The organism is Streptomyces sp. NPDC044063 (assembly GCF_056434285.1).
Map to the genome: position 1 here is coordinate 11,784 of NZ_JBWKFM010000023.1, position 16,863 is coordinate 28,646.

At 72.9% G+C, this 16,863-nt stretch carries 13 protein-coding genes and 2 pseudogenes; 10 read left to right on the forward strand and 5 right to left on the reverse strand.

The window, feature by feature from the left end:
• The first annotated feature begins 101 nt into the window (after positions 1-101).
• Complete coding sequence (locus AC07BS_RS25100; protein WP_478934576.1) at positions 102-1,160, forward strand: aldo/keto reductase; 1,059 nt, start codon at positions 102-104, stop codon at positions 1,158-1,160.
• A gap of 49 nt (positions 1,161-1,209) precedes the next feature.
• Here the strand turns inward: AC07BS_RS25100 and AC07BS_RS25105 are convergent, their stop codons facing one another.
• Positions 1,210-2,376: an aminotransferase class I/II-fold pyridoxal phosphate-dependent enzyme gene (locus AC07BS_RS25105; protein ID WP_478649289.1), complete on the reverse strand. Its 1,167-nt coding sequence runs from the start codon at positions 2,374-2,376 to the stop codon at positions 1,210-1,212.
• A 286-nt stretch (positions 2,377-2,662) separates the two neighbouring features.
• On the opposite strand from AC07BS_RS25105, the gene AC07BS_RS25110 reads away from it, so the two are divergent.
• Entirely contained in the window at positions 2,663-4,003 is a 1,341-nt protein-coding gene (locus AC07BS_RS25110; protein ID WP_478934577.1) for an SUKH-4 family immunity protein, read from the forward strand.
• Between the two features lie 61 nt (positions 4,004-4,064).
• Here the strand turns inward: AC07BS_RS25110 and AC07BS_RS25115 are convergent, their stop codons facing one another.
• Positions 4,065-4,907, reverse strand: a complete 843-nt coding sequence (locus AC07BS_RS25115) for an SCO4651 family lipoprotein (protein ID WP_478934578.1) — start codon at positions 4,905-4,907, stop codon at positions 4,065-4,067.
• A 167-nt stretch (positions 4,908-5,074) separates the two neighbouring features.
• On the opposite strand from AC07BS_RS25115, the gene AC07BS_RS25120 reads away from it, so the two are divergent.
• Both AC07BS_RS25120 and AC07BS_RS25125 read left to right on the forward strand, forming a co-directional pair.
• Positions 5,075-5,977 carry a helix-turn-helix domain-containing protein gene (locus AC07BS_RS25120; protein ID WP_478649297.1) on the forward strand — a complete coding sequence of 301 codons (903 nt, stop codon included), beginning with the start codon at positions 5,075-5,077 and terminating at the stop codon, positions 5,975-5,977.
• 136 nt (positions 5,978-6,113) lie between these two features.
• Positions 6,114-6,779 (forward strand): annotated as a pseudogene (locus AC07BS_RS25125) (dioxygenase family protein); the annotation flags it as partial.
• A gap of 100 nt (positions 6,780-6,879) precedes the next feature.
• Here the strand turns inward: AC07BS_RS25125 and AC07BS_RS25130 are convergent.
• Positions 6,880-7,992 carry an AI-2E family transporter gene (locus AC07BS_RS25130; protein ID WP_478649300.1) on the reverse strand — a complete coding sequence of 371 codons (1,113 nt, stop codon included), beginning with the start codon at positions 7,990-7,992 and terminating at the stop codon, positions 6,880-6,882.
• A gap of 220 nt (positions 7,993-8,212) precedes the next feature.
• On the opposite strand from AC07BS_RS25130, the gene AC07BS_RS25135 reads away from it, so the two are divergent.
• The 5 genes from AC07BS_RS25135 to AC07BS_RS25155 all read left to right on the forward strand — a co-directional run bounded on the left by AC07BS_RS25135 (position 8,213) and on the right by AC07BS_RS25155 (position 12,466).
• Entirely contained in the window at positions 8,213-9,646 is a 1,434-nt protein-coding gene (locus AC07BS_RS25135; RefSeq protein ID WP_478934579.1) for a DHA2 family efflux MFS transporter permease subunit, read from the forward strand.
• Positions 9,643-10,197 (forward strand): MarR family winged helix-turn-helix transcriptional regulator, encoded by a 555-nt coding sequence (locus tag AC07BS_RS25140; protein ID WP_478934580.1) that lies wholly within the window; start codon positions 9,643-9,645, stop codon positions 10,195-10,197. Before AC07BS_RS25135 ends, AC07BS_RS25140 begins: the two co-directional genes overlap by 4 nt.
• A 57-nt stretch (positions 10,198-10,254) precedes the next feature.
• Positions 10,255-10,821 (forward strand): GNAT family N-acetyltransferase, encoded by a 567-nt coding sequence (locus AC07BS_RS25145; RefSeq protein ID WP_478934581.1) that lies wholly within the window; start codon positions 10,255-10,257, stop codon positions 10,819-10,821.
• Between the two features lie 99 nt (positions 10,822-10,920).
• A complete protein-coding gene (locus tag AC07BS_RS25150) occupies positions 10,921-11,859 on the forward strand; it encodes a GDSL-type esterase/lipase family protein (protein ID WP_478649310.1) in 939 nt (312 codons plus the stop codon).
• 106 nt (positions 11,860-11,965) lie between these two features.
• Complete coding sequence (locus AC07BS_RS25155; protein ID WP_478934582.1) at positions 11,966-12,466, forward strand: MarR family winged helix-turn-helix transcriptional regulator; 501 nt, start codon at positions 11,966-11,968, stop codon at positions 12,464-12,466.
• Positions 12,467-12,544: 78 nt separating this feature from the next.
• On the opposite strand, the gene AC07BS_RS25160 is transcribed toward AC07BS_RS25155, so the two are convergent.
• A complete protein-coding gene (locus AC07BS_RS25160; RefSeq protein WP_478649315.1) occupies positions 12,545-13,990 on the reverse strand; it encodes a glyceraldehyde-3-phosphate dehydrogenase in 1,446 nt (481 codons plus the stop codon).
• A gap of 225 nt (positions 13,991-14,215) precedes the next feature.
• On the opposite strand from AC07BS_RS25160, the pseudogene AC07BS_RS25165 reads away from it, so the two are divergent.
• Positions 14,216-14,816, forward strand: a pseudogene (locus AC07BS_RS25165) (SDR family NAD(P)-dependent oxidoreductase); the annotation flags it as partial.
• A gap of 10 nt (positions 14,817-14,826) precedes the next feature.
• Here the strand turns inward: AC07BS_RS25165 and AC07BS_RS25170 are convergent.
• Positions 14,827-16,836, reverse strand: coding sequence for an ABC transporter ATP-binding protein (locus AC07BS_RS25170; protein ID WP_478934583.1), 2,010 nt, complete (start codon positions 16,834-16,836; stop codon positions 14,827-14,829).
• Positions 16,837-16,863: the final 27 nt, after the last annotated feature.

Below are 16,863 nucleotides of genomic sequence, written 5' to 3' on the forward strand. Positions count from 1 at the left end.
CCTGTTCCATTAGATGGTCTACCCCTGCTAGGGTGAGATCAATGTTAACGGGACACGAGTCCCGATAAAGGTCACACGATGACCAGGGGAAGGGGAACGTCATGGAGTACAGGAGGCTGGGTGCTTCCGGGCTGATGGTTCCGGAGCTGAGCTTCGGCGCGGGCACCTTCGGCGGGCGCGGGGATCTCTTCGGGGCCTGGGGCACCACGGACGAGGCGGAGGCCCGGCGGCTCGTCGACATCTGCCTCGACGCGGGCGTCACCATGTTCGACACCGCCGACGTCTACTCCGCCGGCGCCTCGGAGGAGGTGCTCGGCGCCGCCGTCAAGGGCCGCCGCGACCGGGTCATCCTCTCCACCAAGGCGGGCCTGCCCATGGGCGACGGACCGACGGACGCCGGAACCTCGCGCTCCCGCCTCGTCAAGGCCGTCGACGACGCCCTGCGCCGCCTGGGCACCGACTACATCGACCTCTTCCAGCTCCACGCCTTCGACGCCGGCACCCCGGTCCACGAAGTGCTCGCCACGCTCGACGACCTCGTCCGCGCGGGGAAGATCCGCTACACCGGCGTCTCCAACTTCGCCGGCTGGCAGCTGATGAAGTCGCTCGCCGACGCGGACCGGCACGGCTACCAGCGCTACGCCGCCCACCAGGTCTACTACTCCCTCGTGGGCCGCGACTACGAGTGGGAGCTCATGCCGCTCGGGCTCGACCAGGGCGTCGGAGCCGTCGTGTGGAGCCCCCTCGGCTGGGGCCGGCTGACGGGGAAGCTCCGCCGGGGCCGGCCGCTCCCGGCGGGCAGCCGGCTCCACGCCACGGCCGACTACGGCCCGCCTGTGGAGGACGAGCTCCTCTACGGGGTCGTCGACGTCCTCGACGAGATCGCCGAGGAGACCGGCAGGACCGTCCCGCAGATCGCCCTCAACTGGCTGCTGTGCCGCCCCACCGTCTCCTCCGTCATCATCGGCGCCCGCGACGAGGCACAGCTGCGCCAGAACCTCGGCGCCGTCGGCTGGAGCCTGACCGCCGATCAGGTGGCGCGCCTCGACGCCGCCAGCGCCCGTACGGCGCCCTACCCGTACTTCCCCTACGAACGCCAGGAGGGCTTCGCCCGCCTCAACCCGTCCCCGCTCCGCCGCGCCGCGAGCGAGACGGCGTAGCCGGCCAGCCCCCGTACGGCTGTCCGCCCCCGCGCGCCGGCGGCCGGGCTCACCAGTGGACCGCCGCCACCCGGCGCACCGCCTCCCGTATCAGGCCCGTTCCGGCGCATACGGTCAGCCGTACGTACCCCTCGCCTCCCGGGCCGAAGCCGTGGCCCGGGATCGCCAGGACGCGGGCCTCCCGCACCAGCCGGTCGGCGAAGGACCCGCTGTCGTGGCCCTTGGGGCAGCGGACCAGGCAGTGCACCGTGGCCCGGGGCCGCAGCACCGACAGGCCGGCCTCCTCGAGGCCGTCGCACAGCAGCCGCATGCGCTCGGCGTAGACGGCCCGCAGATGCGTGGGATAGCCCGTGGTGTCGTGGAGCGCGGCGACGGCGGCGTGCTGCACGGCGCCGAACGTCCCCGAATCGGTGTGGGTCTTCACGGTGCGCAACGCGTCGACGATCGCCGTGCTGCCGGCCGCGAACCCCACCCGCCAGCCGGGCATGTTGTAGGTCTTCGACAGGGAGTGGAACTCGATGCCGCACTCCATCGCCCCCGGCGCGCCGAGGAAGGAGGGCGGCGGGGGACAGTCGTAGTAGATCTCGCTGTACGCGGCGTCGGAGGCGACGACGATGTCGTACCGGAGGGCGAACTCCGCCAGTTCGGCGAAGAAACCGGCCGTGGCGACGGCGGCGGTGGGGTTGTTGGGGTAGCAGACCCAGAACAGCTTCGCCCGCCGCGCGACGCCCTCGGGTATGGCCGACAGGTCCGGGAGGAAGCCGTTCTCCTCCCGCAGCGGGACGCGGACCACCTCGGCGCCGCACCAGCGCGCCCAGGTGGCGTACACCGGATAGGCGGGATCGGGGACGAGCACCACGTCGCCCGCCTCCGCGTACGCCATGCTCAGGTGCGCCATCGCCTCCTTGCTGCCCAGCGTGACCATCACCCCGGTCCGGGGGTCCACGCGCACCCCGAAGCGCCGCACGAGATACCTGCTCGCCGCTTCGCGCAGCGCCGGCGTGCCCGCGTACGGCGGGTAGTGGTGCGCCTCGGGGGCGCGGACGGCCTGGCGCATGGCCTGCACGATGTGCGGCGGGGTGGGCAGGTCGCAGTCGCCCACGGCCAGCGGCACGGGTGACGCGCCGTCGTCGTCCCCGGCGAGCAGCCGGGCACGGTCGGCGTAGGAGAAGAGCCAGTCCTCTGTCTGCGCGAGACGCTCCGCACGACCGGGCACGTCCACCTCCCCTTCACGCGGTGTTGGGGGAATCGTGCCCCGCGGCGAAGAGACCGCGCGAGAGGGCCTCGGCGCCCGCCGGTCGGCAAAGGGCTCGCCGAGGGCGCTGTTCCGGCCGGGGCGGCCCCGGAGGCCGGCCGCCCGGCGCGCGGCGCCCGACGCGTCGCGACGGCGTGGACCGGCGTGGACCGGCGTGGAAGGGGGCGGCCCGCGACCGGTGTCAGTCGCTCCGGTTACTGTCGGCCCGCACGACGATCACCACCACGACCATGGGGGAACAGCCGGCATGGACACCCGCATACCCGGACACGAGCGGCCGGACGGAACACAGGACAGGGACGGCGCGGACGCCGTGGACGGCGCGGACGCCGTGGACGGCGCGGAGGAGCGGCGCGCGGACCGGCCGCGCCCGCTGGTGGAGGAGGCGCTGCCGGAGGCCCTGCGTCACGGCCCCAGCCGGGAGTTCCTGATCCGGCGGGGGTTGCCCGAGGCCGCCGCGGGCCTCGACCTCGCCGCCGTCCACGCGGGGCGGCTCGAACCGCTCACCGACGAGGGGACGGGCGAGGCGGCCGGCGGTGGCCGGCTCCTGATCCTCGGTGAGACCGACCACTCCGGCCACTACGTCGTGCTCGACGGCACCGGCGGAGAGGTCCGCCTCGTGGGCGACGCCGCGGGCGAGGCGCCCGGTGACCTCCTCGCCTCCGGGCTCCCCGCCTTCGCCGGACTCCTGCGCGTCTGCGAGTCCGTGACGCCGGAGACGGGCCAGGCCGACCCGTACGAGGGCCGCAGGGGGCCGGAGATCGTCGCGCGGGTGATCGCGGACGTCACGGAGCGCCTGCGCGAGGCCGATCCGCGGCTCTTCGCCTCCGACACCCCACCCGCCCACTGGGGCACCGTGGTGCTGCTGCGCGCCCTGCGCTGGGGAGCGGCCGCGGGCGGGCCGGGCGAACTGGCCTACGCGATCGAGCCGTCCCTCGTCCGGGAGCTCGCCGAACTGGCCGACGAGGGCCAGGTCCGCCGCTTCGCGCCGGAGGACCTGCCGGACGCGCTCGTCCACGCGCCCACGCGCCGCCTGCTCACCGACATCGGACTGCCGCTCGACGGCGGGCTCTTCAGTTGCTTCGGCGAGGACGACCCGCTGCGCACGATGGCGGAGGCGTATCCCGACTCGTACGAGGACTCCGACGAGGACTCCGACGAGGACGACCCGTGCGAGGAGGACTCCCGCGAGGAGGACTCCCGCGAGGACATCCCGGACCGCCCCTACCAGCGCGACTTCATCGCCCTCGGCTGGTGGCCGCACGACCTGGTGATCGCCCTGGACGGCGACACCGGCCGGCTGGAACTGCCGGACTGGTACGACGACGGGGAGCCGCGGGCGTACCTGCACCGCGACGTCTCGGCACTGCTCCACGCCTGCTGGGCCTACGAGCGCATGCGGGCCGAATGGCGGCGCTGGGACTACGGCCGGGCCCGGGACACCTGGCAGGTGTTCGACCCGCGCGACCTCCTGCGCCACGAGGTCGACACGATGGTGGCGGCGGTCGACCCGGAGTCGTTCCTCACGTCCGGCCACTCCTGGCGCACGATGGCCGAGGACGACTACACCGGCGGGCTGCTGGGCTGAAGGCCCACCGGCCTGCCCGGCGGGCGGCCTGCCGGTCGCCGTCGTCGTCGAGGCCCCGGGCCTACTTCCTCTTGGCCAGGGCCTCCATCGATTCCCGCGGGCCCGCCGTGTCCGCGGCCGGAGGCGGCGTGATGGTCACGGGCTCGCCGAAGCCCGTGTACTCGTCGCTGTTGCCGTACTCGCCCTTGGAGCCCTTGCCCGACTCGTCGGTCCGGGCGACGAGGCCGTCCTTGTCGACCCAGACGTTGAGCTCGACCTTGTCGAGGCCGTGGTCCTTGAGCCGCTTCACATAGCTGTCGCGGTCCTTCTCGTTCATGGCCTCGCCCTTGTAGGCGGCGAGTTCGGAGACGACGAGGGTGCCGCGGAAGTGGGAGGCGCGTCGGCCGCCGGCCGACTCCACGCCGGCGTTGCGCACGTCCTTGGCGGTGGACAGGGCGGCGGTCATCTGGACGAAGCCCTCCGCGACGTCCTCCTTCTCGGCTCCCTTGAGTTCGAAGGTCCACCACTTCTTGCCGGGGATCGCGACGGTGTTGCCGTACATCTTGCCGTCCGTCTTGATGACGTGGCTGACCCCGTCCGGGGTGTCCTCGGTCTTGGGGCCGAAGTCCTTCATGTCGGCGGCGTCGGGCTTGACCTGGAAGACGCCCTCGCTGGTGTACGCGCCGTCGGCGTCCTTCCGCTTGCCCTTGGCGCGGTAGGTGTTCTGCCGCGCGCCCTTGACGGCGGCCGCCTTGAGCGTGGTGACGGGGTCCGCCGCGGCGAGCGCCTTGTCGGCGCTGTCCTCGCTCGTCCTGCGGCCGTTGTCGGCACCGCTCTTCGTGTTGCCGCTGCCGCTGCCGCTGTCGCCTTCTCCGCCGCCGCACGCGGTCAGGCTCAGGGCGAGCGCGATTCCGGTGACTGCCACGACGCTCTCGCGGATCGTACGTATCGCCTTCAAGGGCTTTGCTGTCCTTTGTTCCATACTTGATGAGATTTGAGGAGGATATCCCGAAGCTGTTCGTCGGTGGCGCGGCAGGCCGCCGGGTGGGGACGATGGGGCGTCAGCTCGTCCGGCTCGCCGAGGGGTGGACCATGAGCACGCGCGCGTACGACGGCACGTCGCCCACCGAGCCCGTGCCGCTGCACCGGTTGGAGGTCCCGCTGCCGCAGGTGCCGCCGTTCGCAATGGGTTCCTTCGACTCGCTCGGCCCCGACGCGCGGGCCGGCTACCCCCACCGGCACACGTTCTACGAGATCGTCCACATCACCGGCGGTTCGGGGGCCCATGTCGTCGACCTCGTCCGCCGGCCCCTGCGCCCGCCCCACCTGTGCGTCATCCTGCCCGGCCAGGTGCACTACTGGGAACGGGCCTCCGGGCTGAGCGGTGTCCTGATGCTGTTCGCCGAGGACTTCCTCCTCGCCCGCCCCGGCGACCGGCGGCTGCTGCGCGCGCTCGGCGAACGTTCCTGGCTGCACCTGCCGCCCGGACCGGAGGGCGCGGGCATCGGCACGCTGGTCGGGGCGATGGGGCGGGAGTACGCGGCCAAGGCGGACGGCTACATCTCCGTACTGGAGGCCTACCTGCACATCCTCCTCGTACGGGCCCTGCGCCTGCCCGCCGGGCCGGGACGGGGGGCGGGCGCGGAGCGGGGCCGGGCGGCGGCGGTGGCCCGGGAGTTCGGGCGGCTCCTGCACGAGACGGCGGGGGCCGAGGGGTCGGTCGGGGGATACGCGGCGCGCCTGGGGGTGTCGGTCGGCTACCTGAACGAGGCCGTGAAGCAGACGACCGGCCGGACGCCGGGGGAACTGCTGCGCGCGGCGCGCCTTCTGGAGGCGAAGCGGCTGCTGACGGGTTCCGGGCTCGGGGTGGGGCAGGTCGCGCGGCGCGTGGGGTTCGCGGACCCGGCGTACTTCTGCCGCTTCTTCCGGCGGGAGACGGGGATCAGCCCGGGGGCCTTCCGGCGCGCGGCGGTGACGACGGGGGAGGACTCCTGAGGTCTCCGGGCCGGGAGGCGTTCCGGGAGGGTGAACCGACCCGTGGGAATCACCACGTTCACCGAACGGAGTCCATCGCTCCGCGCGTCCGCCGTCCCTAGGTTCATGGACGAGCCACTCACCCCAGGAGGCGGACATGGCGGACGACCGTACCCCCACCGGCACCCCCGACGTCCCCGGCGTCCCCGGCACCCCGGGACGGCGGCCGGTCAGCCGGAAGACCCTGCTGAAGGCGGCACTCGTCGCGGTGCCCCTGCCCGCGCTGCTCGGCAGCGGCGTGGCCCTCGCCCGCGATCACGGGCCGTCGGACGCGCCCCTCGCCCCGACGCCGTTCTGCGACGACGGGGACGACCCGACGCCGCCGCAGATCGAGGGCCCGTACTTCAAGCCCTCCTCTCCCGAACGCGCGTCGCTGCTGGAGCCCGGGACGAGCGGTACCAGGCTCACGGTCAGCGGTTACGTCTTCGGCCTGACGTGCAGACCGGTCGCGCACGCCCTGCTCGACTTCTGGCAGGCGGACGCGGCGGGCGCGTACGACAACCGGGGCTTCCGGCTGAGGGGCCACCAGTACACGGACGCGCGCGGCGCCTTCACCCTGACGACGATCGTCCCCGGCCTCTATCCGGGCCGCACCCGCCATCTCCACGTCAAGGTGCAGGCCCCCGGCGGCCCGATCCTCACCACGCAGCTCTACTTCCCCGGCGAGCCCCGCAACAACACCGACCCCATCTTCCACCCGGCCCTGGTGATGAACGTCCGCCAGGCGGGCCCCGCGAAGCAGGCGACGTTCGACTTCGTCATCGGCGGGAGTTGACCGTCACGTGCCGGCGCGGTGCCGTCGCGCGCCGGCGCGCGCGGCGCGGGGCCGTGGCCCGTGCGGAGCCACGACCCCGCGCCGTGCCTCACAGCGTGTCGATCCGGGGGAAGACCGTCTCGTCCAGGACGATGCCGATGCCCGCCGCCACCGGGATGGCGATGAGCGCGCCGACCACGCCGAGCAGGGCGCCGCCGACGACCACGGCGACGACCGTGACCATGGGATGGACGCTGACGGCGAAACGCATCGCCTTCGGCACGATGAGGTAGTCCTCCGCCAGCCGGAAGCCGGTGTAGAAGCCGGCCGTGGCCAGGGCGACGGGGAAGGACACCGAGAGCGCGACCAGGCTGACGACCACGCCGCCGATGGTCGAGCCCACCACCGGCACCATGTCCATCACGGCGACGAAGACGCCCAGGGCCGCCGCGTACGGCACGTCCGTCGCCACGCACCACAGGAACGTGGCGAGGCCCGCGATGGCGGACGTGGCCACGTTGCCGAGCATGTAGCGCCCCACCCGCCAGAGGATCGCCTCGGTCAGGGCGGTCACGGTCGCCCGCCGGGTCAGCGGGACGAAGCGGTAGGCGAAGCCCTTCAGCTGCTCCATCCCGGCCATGAAGTAGACGGTCAGGACCACGACGAGGGCGGTTCCGGTCACGGCGCTGAGGACGACGTGGCCGGCGCCCAGCAGTCCGCCGAGCACGGCCGAGCCGCCCCCCGCGCCGAGCCGCTCCCGCGCCCTGGCCAGCAGGTGGTAGCGGTCCTCCAGCCGGCCGAGGAAGGAGTGGCGGTCCCGCAATTGCTCCAGCCACTTCGGGACCGCGTCGGTGAGGGCCGTGATCTCCCGGGTGACCGGAGGGATGACCAGCGCCAGGAAGCCCGCCAGCACCACCAGCAGGATCACGATCACGACCACCACCGCCCAGAGGCGGCCGAGCCGGTGCCGCGCCAGCCACGCCACCAGCGGCTCCAGGCTGATGGCCACGAAGAGGGCGAGCAGCAGGAGGGTGAGGACGCCGCTGATGTGCAGCACCGTCTCCAGCATCGTGTAGGCGAGCGTCAGCCCCAGACCGGCGCCGAATCCGGCGGTGAACCAGGACGACGTCGGCCGTACGCGGCGCTCGCGCGCCGTCCGCCGGTGCCGCGGCGGACGGCCGCCGGTCCCGCCCGCGCCTTCGTTCGCAGTCAGCGCTCCCACCTCTCCACCGCCCCGCGGAGCCGGTCGGTCGCCGGCGCGGGCCCGGTCCGTCCATACCCCTCGGGACGTGGCTCCCGGCCGTACGCCGCGCAAGACCACCTACAGGGACGAGTGGGGGCGACTGCCCCGGACCACCTTCCCCTCCCGATCAGATTAGTTCTACAATCACAATGATTAGGGGCATGCAACTATTGGCTGTCCCACGTTCTCAGGGGGGTCCGTGCCCGAGCTCTCCCGGCGCCGCCGGTTTCTTGTCCTGGCCGTCTGCTGCACAAGCCTGCTGATGGTCAGTCTGGACACCACAGGCCTCAACACCGCCCTGCCCTCCCTGCAACGCGAGCTGGACGCCTCCGTCTCCGGACTCCAGTGGGTCGTCGACGCCTACACCCTCGTCCTCGCCTCCCTCCTGATGCTCGCCGGCTCCACCGCCGACCGGTTCGGCCGGCGACGCGTCTTCCAGGTCGGACTCGCGCTGTTCACCGCCGGATCCCTGCTCTGCAGCCTCGCACCGGGGCTGGGCTGGCTGGTCGCGTTCCGTACGGTGCAGGCGGCCGGCGGATCCATGCTCAACCCGGTCGCCATGTCGATCATCGCCAACACCTTCACCGACCCCCGGGAACGGGCCCGCGCCATCGGCGTCTGGGGCGGCGTCATCGGCATCAGCATGGCCGCGGGCCCCATCCTCGGCGGCGCCCTCGTCGAGACGGCCGGCTGGCGTGCCATCTTCTGGCTCAACCTGCCGGTGGGGCTGGCCGCCCTCGTCCTGACCGCCCGCTACGTACCGGAGTCCCGAGCGCCGCGCCCGCGCCGCGCCGACCCCGTCGGCCAGCTGCTCGTCATCGCGCTGCTCGGCACCCTCACATACGGCATCATCGAGGGCCCGGCATCCGGCTGGACCTCGACGCTCATCCTGAGCTGCTTCGCCGTCGCCGCCTGTTCCCTCCCCGCGCTCGCCGTCTACGAACGACGCCGCGCCGACGCCCTCATCGAACCCCGGCTCTTCCGCAGCGCGCCCTTCACCGGGGCGACCGTCATCGCCGCCTGCGGATTCGCCGCGCTGAACGGTTTCCTCTTCCTCAACACCCTGTACCTGCAGAACGAGCGCGGGCTGTCGGCCCTCGAGACCGGCCTGCGCATGCTGCCCATGGCCCTCATGTGCCTCGTCTGCGCACCGCTCTCCGGCCGGCTCGTGGGCGCCCGAGGCCCCCGCCTGCCGCTCCTCCTCGCGGGTACGGCGATGACCGCGAGCGGCGCGATGTTCGCCGTCCTCGGCGTCGGCTCGTCCTCGTCCTCCTCCTTCTCGTCCGACGTCCTGCTCACGGTCGCCTACGTGATCTTCGGCATCGGCTTCGGCTTCTTCAACGCGCCCGTCACCAACACCGCCGTCTCCGGCATGCCCCGCTCCCGCGCCGGCGTCGCCTCGGCCCTGGCCTCCACCAGCCGGCAGGTCGGCAGCGCCCTGGGAATCGCCGTCGTCGGCGTGGCCGTCGCCGCCGGAGCCCCGCGCACCGGCTGGTGGATCGTCACCGGGTGCGCGCTGGCCGCCCTCCTCGTCGGTACGATCACCACCGGCCGCTGGGCGGCCCGGACCGCCGAACGCTCGGCGGCCCGCCTCGCACCCGAGCACAGCAGGATCCCGGTGACGACACGATGACCCCGGCCCACGACACCGTCGACGACCGAGCCGACGACAACAGCGCCGACCACGACAGCGCCGGCCACGACAGCGCCGGCCACGACAGCGCCGACCACGACAGCGCCGACCACGACGCGGAGGCCCGGCGCGCCTGGCGCAACCTCCGGGACGTCGTCCTCGGCGGCAACGAACGCCGCAAGGAGGTCGTCGAAGCCCTCGGCATGAGCTTCTTCCGCGTCAAAGCCCTGCGCAGGGTCGCCCGGGGCCCGCTCACCCTCCGCGAACTGGCCGAGGAGCTCCTCACCGACCGCCCGTACACCACACTCGTCGTCGACGACCTCGCCGGACGCGGCCTGGTCGAACGCTCGGAGAACCCCGCCGACCGCCGCTCCAGGATCGTGTCCGTCACACCGGCCGGCCTGGAGGCGGCGCGCCGTGCCGAGGACATCCTCGGCACCCCGCCCCCGGCCCTGCTGGCCCTGCCCCCCGAGGACCTGCGCGCCCTCGCCCGCATCACGCGGCGCCTGACCGGTGGGGCGGGGGAGAGCGCCGGGCGGGACGTGCCGTAGCCGCCGTGCGAAGATCACCCCACGGATCCCGTACCGACCCGACCGTGGAAGGTGACGATGTACGCGATACCCCTGGGCGACGACGGCGCGGAGCTGCGACCGCTCGAGCCGTGGCAGGCCGAGGAGTTCCTGGCCCACATGGACCGGGGGCGGGAGTTCATCGGGCGGCACAACGGGCTGCCCGACGTCGTCCACGACCTGGCGTCCGCCCGCGCGTACCTCCAGGCGTACGCGGACAAGGCCGCGGCCGACACCGGACGGATCCACGGCATGTGGTCCGACGGCCGGCTGGTGGGCGGCTTCCTCCTGAGGACGATGGACGTCGCGCAGGGGACCGCCGAGGCGGGCTGCTGGCTGGAGCCCTCGGCGGTGGGCAAGGGGCTGGTGACGCGCGCCGCGCGCGTGGTCATCGACTGGGCCGTCGAGGTCCGGGGCATCCACCGCGTGGAGTGGGTGGTCGCGTCGGGCAACGAGCCCAGCATCGCCGTGGCCCGGCGGCTCGGGATGACGAAGGACGGCGTACTGCGGCAGAGCTACGCGTACCGGGGGACGCGGTACGACGAGGAGGTCTGGTCGGTGCTCGCCCCCGAATGGCGCGCGGGCCGCGCGCCCTCGGCCGGGTGACACCCCATCCCCAGGGGCCGCCGGCCCCGGCCGTCAGGGTGTGAGTGATCATTTCTTGGAGAAGTGATCGTTTCTTCAAGAAAGGCCACGGCGCTCACGGTGACCGAGTCCCGCCCCCACATCCTGTTCTCCTTCGGCACACTGCTGGACGAGCGGGTCCAGACCACGCTCTTCGGCCGTCCCGTCCCCAGCTCCCCGGCGTCGCTCACCGGCTACGCCACCAGGCCCCTGCGGATCACCGACGAGTCGGTGATCGCCGCCAGCGGTCTGGACGTCCACCTGACGCTGGAGCGCAGGATCGGCGGGGTCGTCGAGGGCGGCGTCCTCCACCTCACCGACGAGGAACTCGCCGCGGCCGACGACTACGAGGTCGACGACTACGCCCGCCGGCGGGTGGTCCTCACCTCCGGCGAGAGCGCCTGGGCCTACCTGGACGCGAAGCCGCTGCGCTCGGCGGAGCGCATCGTGATCGTCGGCGACAGCATCGCCTACGGGCGCTGCGACCCGCGCGGCGGCTGGGCGGCGCACCTGGCGGCCGCCCACATCGCCGGGAACGAGGCCGCGCACCGGGTCTTCAACCTGGCCATCCCCGGCAGCACCCTGGCCGAGGTCGGTGAGCAGACCCCGGCGCTCCTGGCCGCCCGGCTCCCCGACACCCTCCTCGTCGCCGCCGGCATCAACGACTCGGCGGAGCCGGTCGCCGGGTCCCCGGACGGTCATGACGGGCTGGCGGGCATCGCGGACAGCCTCGGCTCGCTGGCCGCGACGGCCCTCCGCCACAACGCGCGGCTCGTCGTCGCCGGACCGCTCTGGGTCGACGAGGCGCGCACCGGCGACTACTGGGGCCTGCGCTTCACCCGGGAGCGGGCGCTGGCCCTGCGCGCGTCCCTCCGGACGTGGTGCGAGGACAACCACGTCGACTTCCTCGACCTGTGGGAGCCGCTGCGCGACAGCGCCGACCTCTTCGCCGACGGCCTCCACCCCACCCCCGAAGGCCACGAGGTGCTCCACCGCCACCTCGAAGCCCTCAGCCGCTGACCCGGCGGGCGGGCCGGTCCTCGGCGACCGGCCCCGCCCCGCCGGGCTGTCCGGGTTCCCGGAGGGGCGCGGGAGGAGCCGGGCCGCGGCGGCTACCGTAATGATCATGGAATCGTCCAACACCGTCCCCACCGACCAGGCTCCCGCCGATCCCGCCGCCACCGACGACATGCTCCCCAGCCAGCCCATCGGCTACTGGAGCGGCCTGGCCCACGAGACCGTGACCCGGCACCTGCGGGACGCCATGGCCAGGATCGACGTCACGCAACCGCAGTACTGGGTGCTGAACACCGTCACCTACCGGCCCGTGGCACCGAGCCGCGACGAGGTGGCCGCCCAGCTGGCGCCTCTGGCCGGCGGGCCGCACGAGATCTCCCGCGTCGTCGACCAGCTGCTCCACCGGGGCTGGCTGGGCGCCGACGCCGAAGGGCGCCTGCGCGTCACCGACGAAGGGGAAGCCGCCCGGGTGCGGCTGCGCGAGCTGGCGACCGAAGTGCGCGCCGTCGTCCACGAGGGCATCGCCGACGAGGAGTACGTGGCCGCGCTCAAGGTCCTGCGCAGAATGATCGCCAACGTCGAGCGCGACGGGCGCCGGGAGGTCCGCTGAGGAACCCGCTCGAGGAAGCGGACAGTCCCCTGCCCCCGGGCGGACCCGGGGGCAGGGGACTGCCGTCATCGGTGGGGATCAGGCCAGCGGGGCCGGGAACGTCGGGTACTCGACGCCGGAGACCTGCTGGACGACGCGGATCACCTGGCAGGAGTAGCCGAACTCGTTGTCGTACCAGAGGTAAAGGATCGCGTTGTCGCCGTCGACCTTGGTGGCGCCGGCGTCGACGATCGAGGCGTGGCGCGAGCCGATGAAGTCGCTGGAGACCGCGTCGGGGGCGCTGATGAAGTCGATCTGGCGCTTGAGCGGCGAGGTCAGCGAGACGTTGCGGAGGTAGTCGAGGACCTCCTCGCGGGTGGTCTCGCGCCCGAGCCGGAGGCTGAGGATCGCGATGGAGACGTCCGGCACCGGGACGCGGATCGAGCTGCCGGTGATCGGCGCCTCGAGGTCGGGCAGGGCCTTGGCGACGGCGGAGGCGGCGCCGGTCTCCGTGATGACCATGTTGAGCGGCGCCGAGCGGCCGCGACGGTCGGACTTGTGGTAGTTGTCCAGCAGGTTCTGGTCGTTCGTGAACGAGTGGACCGTCTCCACGTGGCCGCGCAGCACGCCGTACTCGTCGTCCATCGCCTTCAGCGGCGGGACGATGGCGTTGGTGGTGCAGGACGCGCAGGACAGGATCCGCTCGTCCGGCTTGATCATGTCGTGGTTGACGCCGTGGACGATGTTCGGGACGTCGCCCTTGCCCGGCGCGGTCAGGACGACCTTGTCGATACCGGGGCGCAGGTGCTTGGAGAGGCCCTCGCGGTCGCGCCACTTTCCGGTGTTGTCGATGAGGATGGCGTCCTTGATGCCGTACGCCGTGTAGTCGACCTCGGACGGGTCGCCGGCGTAGATCACCTTGATCTCGTTGCCGTTGGCGATGATCGTGCTGTTCGCCTCGTCGACGGTGATCGTGCCCTGGAACTGGCCGTGGATCGAGTCGCGGCGCAGCAGGGAGGCGCGCTTCACGATGTCCTGCTCGCCGCCCTGGCGGACGACGATGGCGCGCAGGCGCAGACCGTTGCCGGAGCCGGCCTTCTCGATGAGCAGACGGGCGACGAGGCGGCCGATGCGGCCGAAGCCGTAGAGGACGACGTCGCGCGACTCGCGGCGCTCGATCTTGTTGGCACCCGTGGCGCCGGCGACGGCCTCGGCGGTGAAGTCGATCACCGAGAGACCGCGGTCGTCCGCCTTGTACGTGGCGGCGAGCATGCCGATGTCGATCTGGGACGGGCCGAGGTCGAGCGTGGTGAGAGCCTGCAGGAAGGGCAGCGTCTCGGTGACCGAGAGCTCCTCGCCGGCTATCTGCCGGGCGAATCGGTGGGTCTTGAGGATGCTGACCACCGACTTGTTCACCAGGGAGCGGCTGTGCAGCAGGACGGTGACGTCCTGCTCGCGGTGCAGCTTCCCGATGATCGGGATCATCGACTCCGCGATCTCCTCGCGGTTCTTCCAGTCAGTGAACGAGTCGTCGTTGACAGTCACAGGCTTCTCTTTCGAGCTAGACGGCGCTCACATGCTAACCCCACCGCATTTTGATCGTTCAAGTGGTACCGGTGAGGGATGCGCCACGGGGAGAGCTATTCCGTATATATGGCGATATGGCCAGAGATGTCGAACCGCTGAGCTCGCCGTGGTGGTCGGCGGTGATGAGGTGAATGCTGATCCGCGGGGGAGAACTCCCCGGTCAGCGCCCCGCGGCGTCCACTCGCCGGGGCGATGACCGCGAAGGCCCGGTCGATCAGCTCGGCCGGGGCGGTGCGCGACGAGGACAAGGGCCGCCGGGCCGTCGCGGAGATCACGTCCGGCCGGCCGGACGCCCGCCTCGACGTACGCCCCCTCGACCTGGCCGACCTCGGCTCGGTCCGGGCCTTCGCCGACCGGCTGCATGCCGAACACACCCGTCTCGACGTCCTCGTCAACAACGCCGGCGTCATGGCGCCGCCACGAACGCCGAGCGCCCAGGGCCACGAGCTGCGGTTCGCCTGTCCTCGCCCACCCCGGCCACACCGCCACCAGCCTCCGGACGAGCGCCCCCGTCGGCCTGTGGCGGGTGGTGTTCGGCCGCATCGGCAACCCGCTGTTCGCCCAGACACCGGAGCACGGCGCGCTGCCGCAGCTGTACGCCGCGACCGCACCGGGCGTCGAGGGCGGCGAGTTCATCGGGCCGGACGGCCCGGCCGAACTGCGCGGCGGGCCGATGCGGGTACGGCTGTCCGACCCGGCCGCCGACACCGGCACCGGCCGCCGCCTGTGGGAGCTGTCCGAAGAACTCACCGGCGTACGCTTCGCGTTCCCGACCCTGGTCTGAGCCCGGGCCGTCAACCGTCCCCGGCCGTGCCGTCCGTCGCGTACTGCGCCGCCTGCAGCCGGTAGAGCCGGGCGAAGTGTCCGTTCCGTTCGAGGAGGGCGGTGTGGGTGCCGTCCTCGACGAGCCGGCCGTCGTCGAGGACGTAGATGTGGTCGGCGTGCCGGACGGAGGCCAGGCGGTGGGTGATGAGGACGATCGTGTGCCCCTGGTCGGCCAGCCCCCGGATGCGCTCGAAGGCTTCGATCTCGGCCTTGGGGTCCAGGGCCGACGTCGGCTCGTCGCAGATCAGGAGGGGCGCCGAGCGGTAGTGGGCCCGGGCGAGGCCCAGACGCTGCCACTGACCGCCGGACAACTCGACGCCTCCCGTGAACGCGTGGTGGACCAGGGTGCCCCAGCCGCGGGGCAGCGCGTCGACGACCGCGTGCGCCTCGGCGTAGGAGGCGGCCCGGTGCAGCGCCTCCTCGTCCGGTGCCGGCGCGGAGCGGCCGATGACGACGTTGGCCCGCGCGGTGAACGGCCAGCGCTGGAAGTCCTGGGTGACGAGCGCGACACGGGCGAAGAGCTGCTCGCGGTCGAGGGCGGTCGCGTCCACGCCGTCCCAGGTGACGCGGCCGGAGTCCGGCGCGTACAGCCCCGCGATCAGCTTGGCCAGCGTCGTCTTGCCCGAGCCGTTCTCGCCCACCAGGGCCACGACCTGGCCGCGGCGGACGGTGAGGCTCACGCCGTCCAGGGCCGCCCGCGACCGGCCGGGATAGCTGAACCCGACCTCCTCCAGGCGTACGGTCCCCGGTCGCGCGGCCGGCGCTTCGCCGCCCGTGGGGATGGCCCGGCGCCCGGCCTCGGCGCCCAGCGCGTCGAGGTCCTTGAGGTACAGGGCCTCTTTGTAGAGGTGGTTGACCTGCACCACGAGCGTGGAGAGGTTGGTCGTGGTGGTGCGGACGGTCAGGACGGCCGTGCCGGCGACGGCCAGCGGCAGGTGCCCGCCGGTCAGCAGCAGGCCCAGCGCCGCGTACGTACAGCCGACGGCGATCCCGGACAGGGTGTTGGCGGCCAGTTCGGTGACGGCCTGCCGGCGGGCCAACCGGGTCTGCTCGGCCTCCGAGGCCGTGGCCATCCGCGCGTAGTGGTCCAGCAGGAAGCGGCCCGCGCCGTGGACACGCACCTCCTGGGCCGCCGCCTGCTGCGTGAGCAGGCCCGACACCAGGCGGCTGGCACGCGTGTGCTCCAGCCAGCTCTGCACGGAGAGGTAGCCGCGGTGCGCGGTGCGGATCGCGCCCCACGCCTTGGGGACGGTGACGAGCGCCAGCAGCGGCAGCAGCGCCGGGTGGAGCGTGGTGAGGACCACCGCCGCGCCCGCCATGGTGGCGAGGGCGTTGACCACCGCGGCGCTGTAGCCGATCATGCTGCGGGCCGACGTCGTGGCGTACTGCGCGGAGTCCAGCAGCCGGTGGAACGCGGCGTCCTCGATGGCCGCCAGCTCGACCCGTACGGCGTGGCGCAGGAACCCGAGGGTGGCCATCCGCTCCACCCGCGGTTCCAGGCAGCCGGTCGCCGCCGTGGACACCGACGTCAGCGACGAGGCGAGGGCCGCCGTGGCCGCCACGGTCAGCAGCGAGGGCAGCGCGGCCATGAGCCGGTCCGGCGTCGGACCGCCGGCGAACAGCGGGACGAGCACCTGGTTGGTGGCGAGCAGTCCCACCGCGCGGCAGACCGCCTGCCCGAGGGTGGCGAGGGCCAGGACCGAGGTGGCCAATCGGTCGGCCGACCAGGCCAGCCGCATGCTCCGGGCGACGAGACCGGGCAGCCGGCGCGCCATCACCCGGAACGACAGCGCCGAGACGTCCCGCTCGTGCCGGCTGAAACCGAGGTCGAACCGCAGCGGGCCGCCGAACAGCAGCTCCTCGCTCTCCGCCGCGTCCCCCGGGGCGCGGCTCCGCCGGCCCCGCCCTCCGCCGCGGTGCCGCCCCGGACCGCGGCCGAACACCCGGGGCGACCGCGCGGCCTTCACGTCGAACTTCACGTCAGCCTTCACGTCGGTTCACGTCAG

Excerpts from the sequence above, each read along its gene's own strand:
- AC07BS_RS25100 (WP_478934576.1), top strand. The coding sequence starts at position 102 with ATGGAGTACAGGAGGCTGGGTGCTTCCGGGCTGATGGTTCCGGAGCTG.
- AC07BS_RS25110 (WP_478934577.1), top strand. The coding sequence starts at position 2,663 with ATGGACACCCGCATACCCGGACACGAGCGGCCGGACGGAACACAGGAC.
- AC07BS_RS25120 (WP_478649297.1), top strand. The coding sequence starts at position 5,075 with ATGAGCACGCGCGCGTACGACGGCACGTCGCCCACCGAGCCCGTGCCG.
- AC07BS_RS25140 (WP_478934580.1), top strand. The coding sequence starts at position 9,643 with ATGACCCCGGCCCACGACACCGTCGACGACCGAGCCGACGACAACAGC.
- AC07BS_RS25145 (WP_478934581.1), top strand. The coding sequence starts at position 10,255 with ATGTACGCGATACCCCTGGGCGACGACGGCGCGGAGCTGCGACCGCTC.
- AC07BS_RS25155 (WP_478934582.1), top strand. The coding sequence starts at position 11,966 with ATGGAATCGTCCAACACCGTCCCCACCGACCAGGCTCCCGCCGATCCC.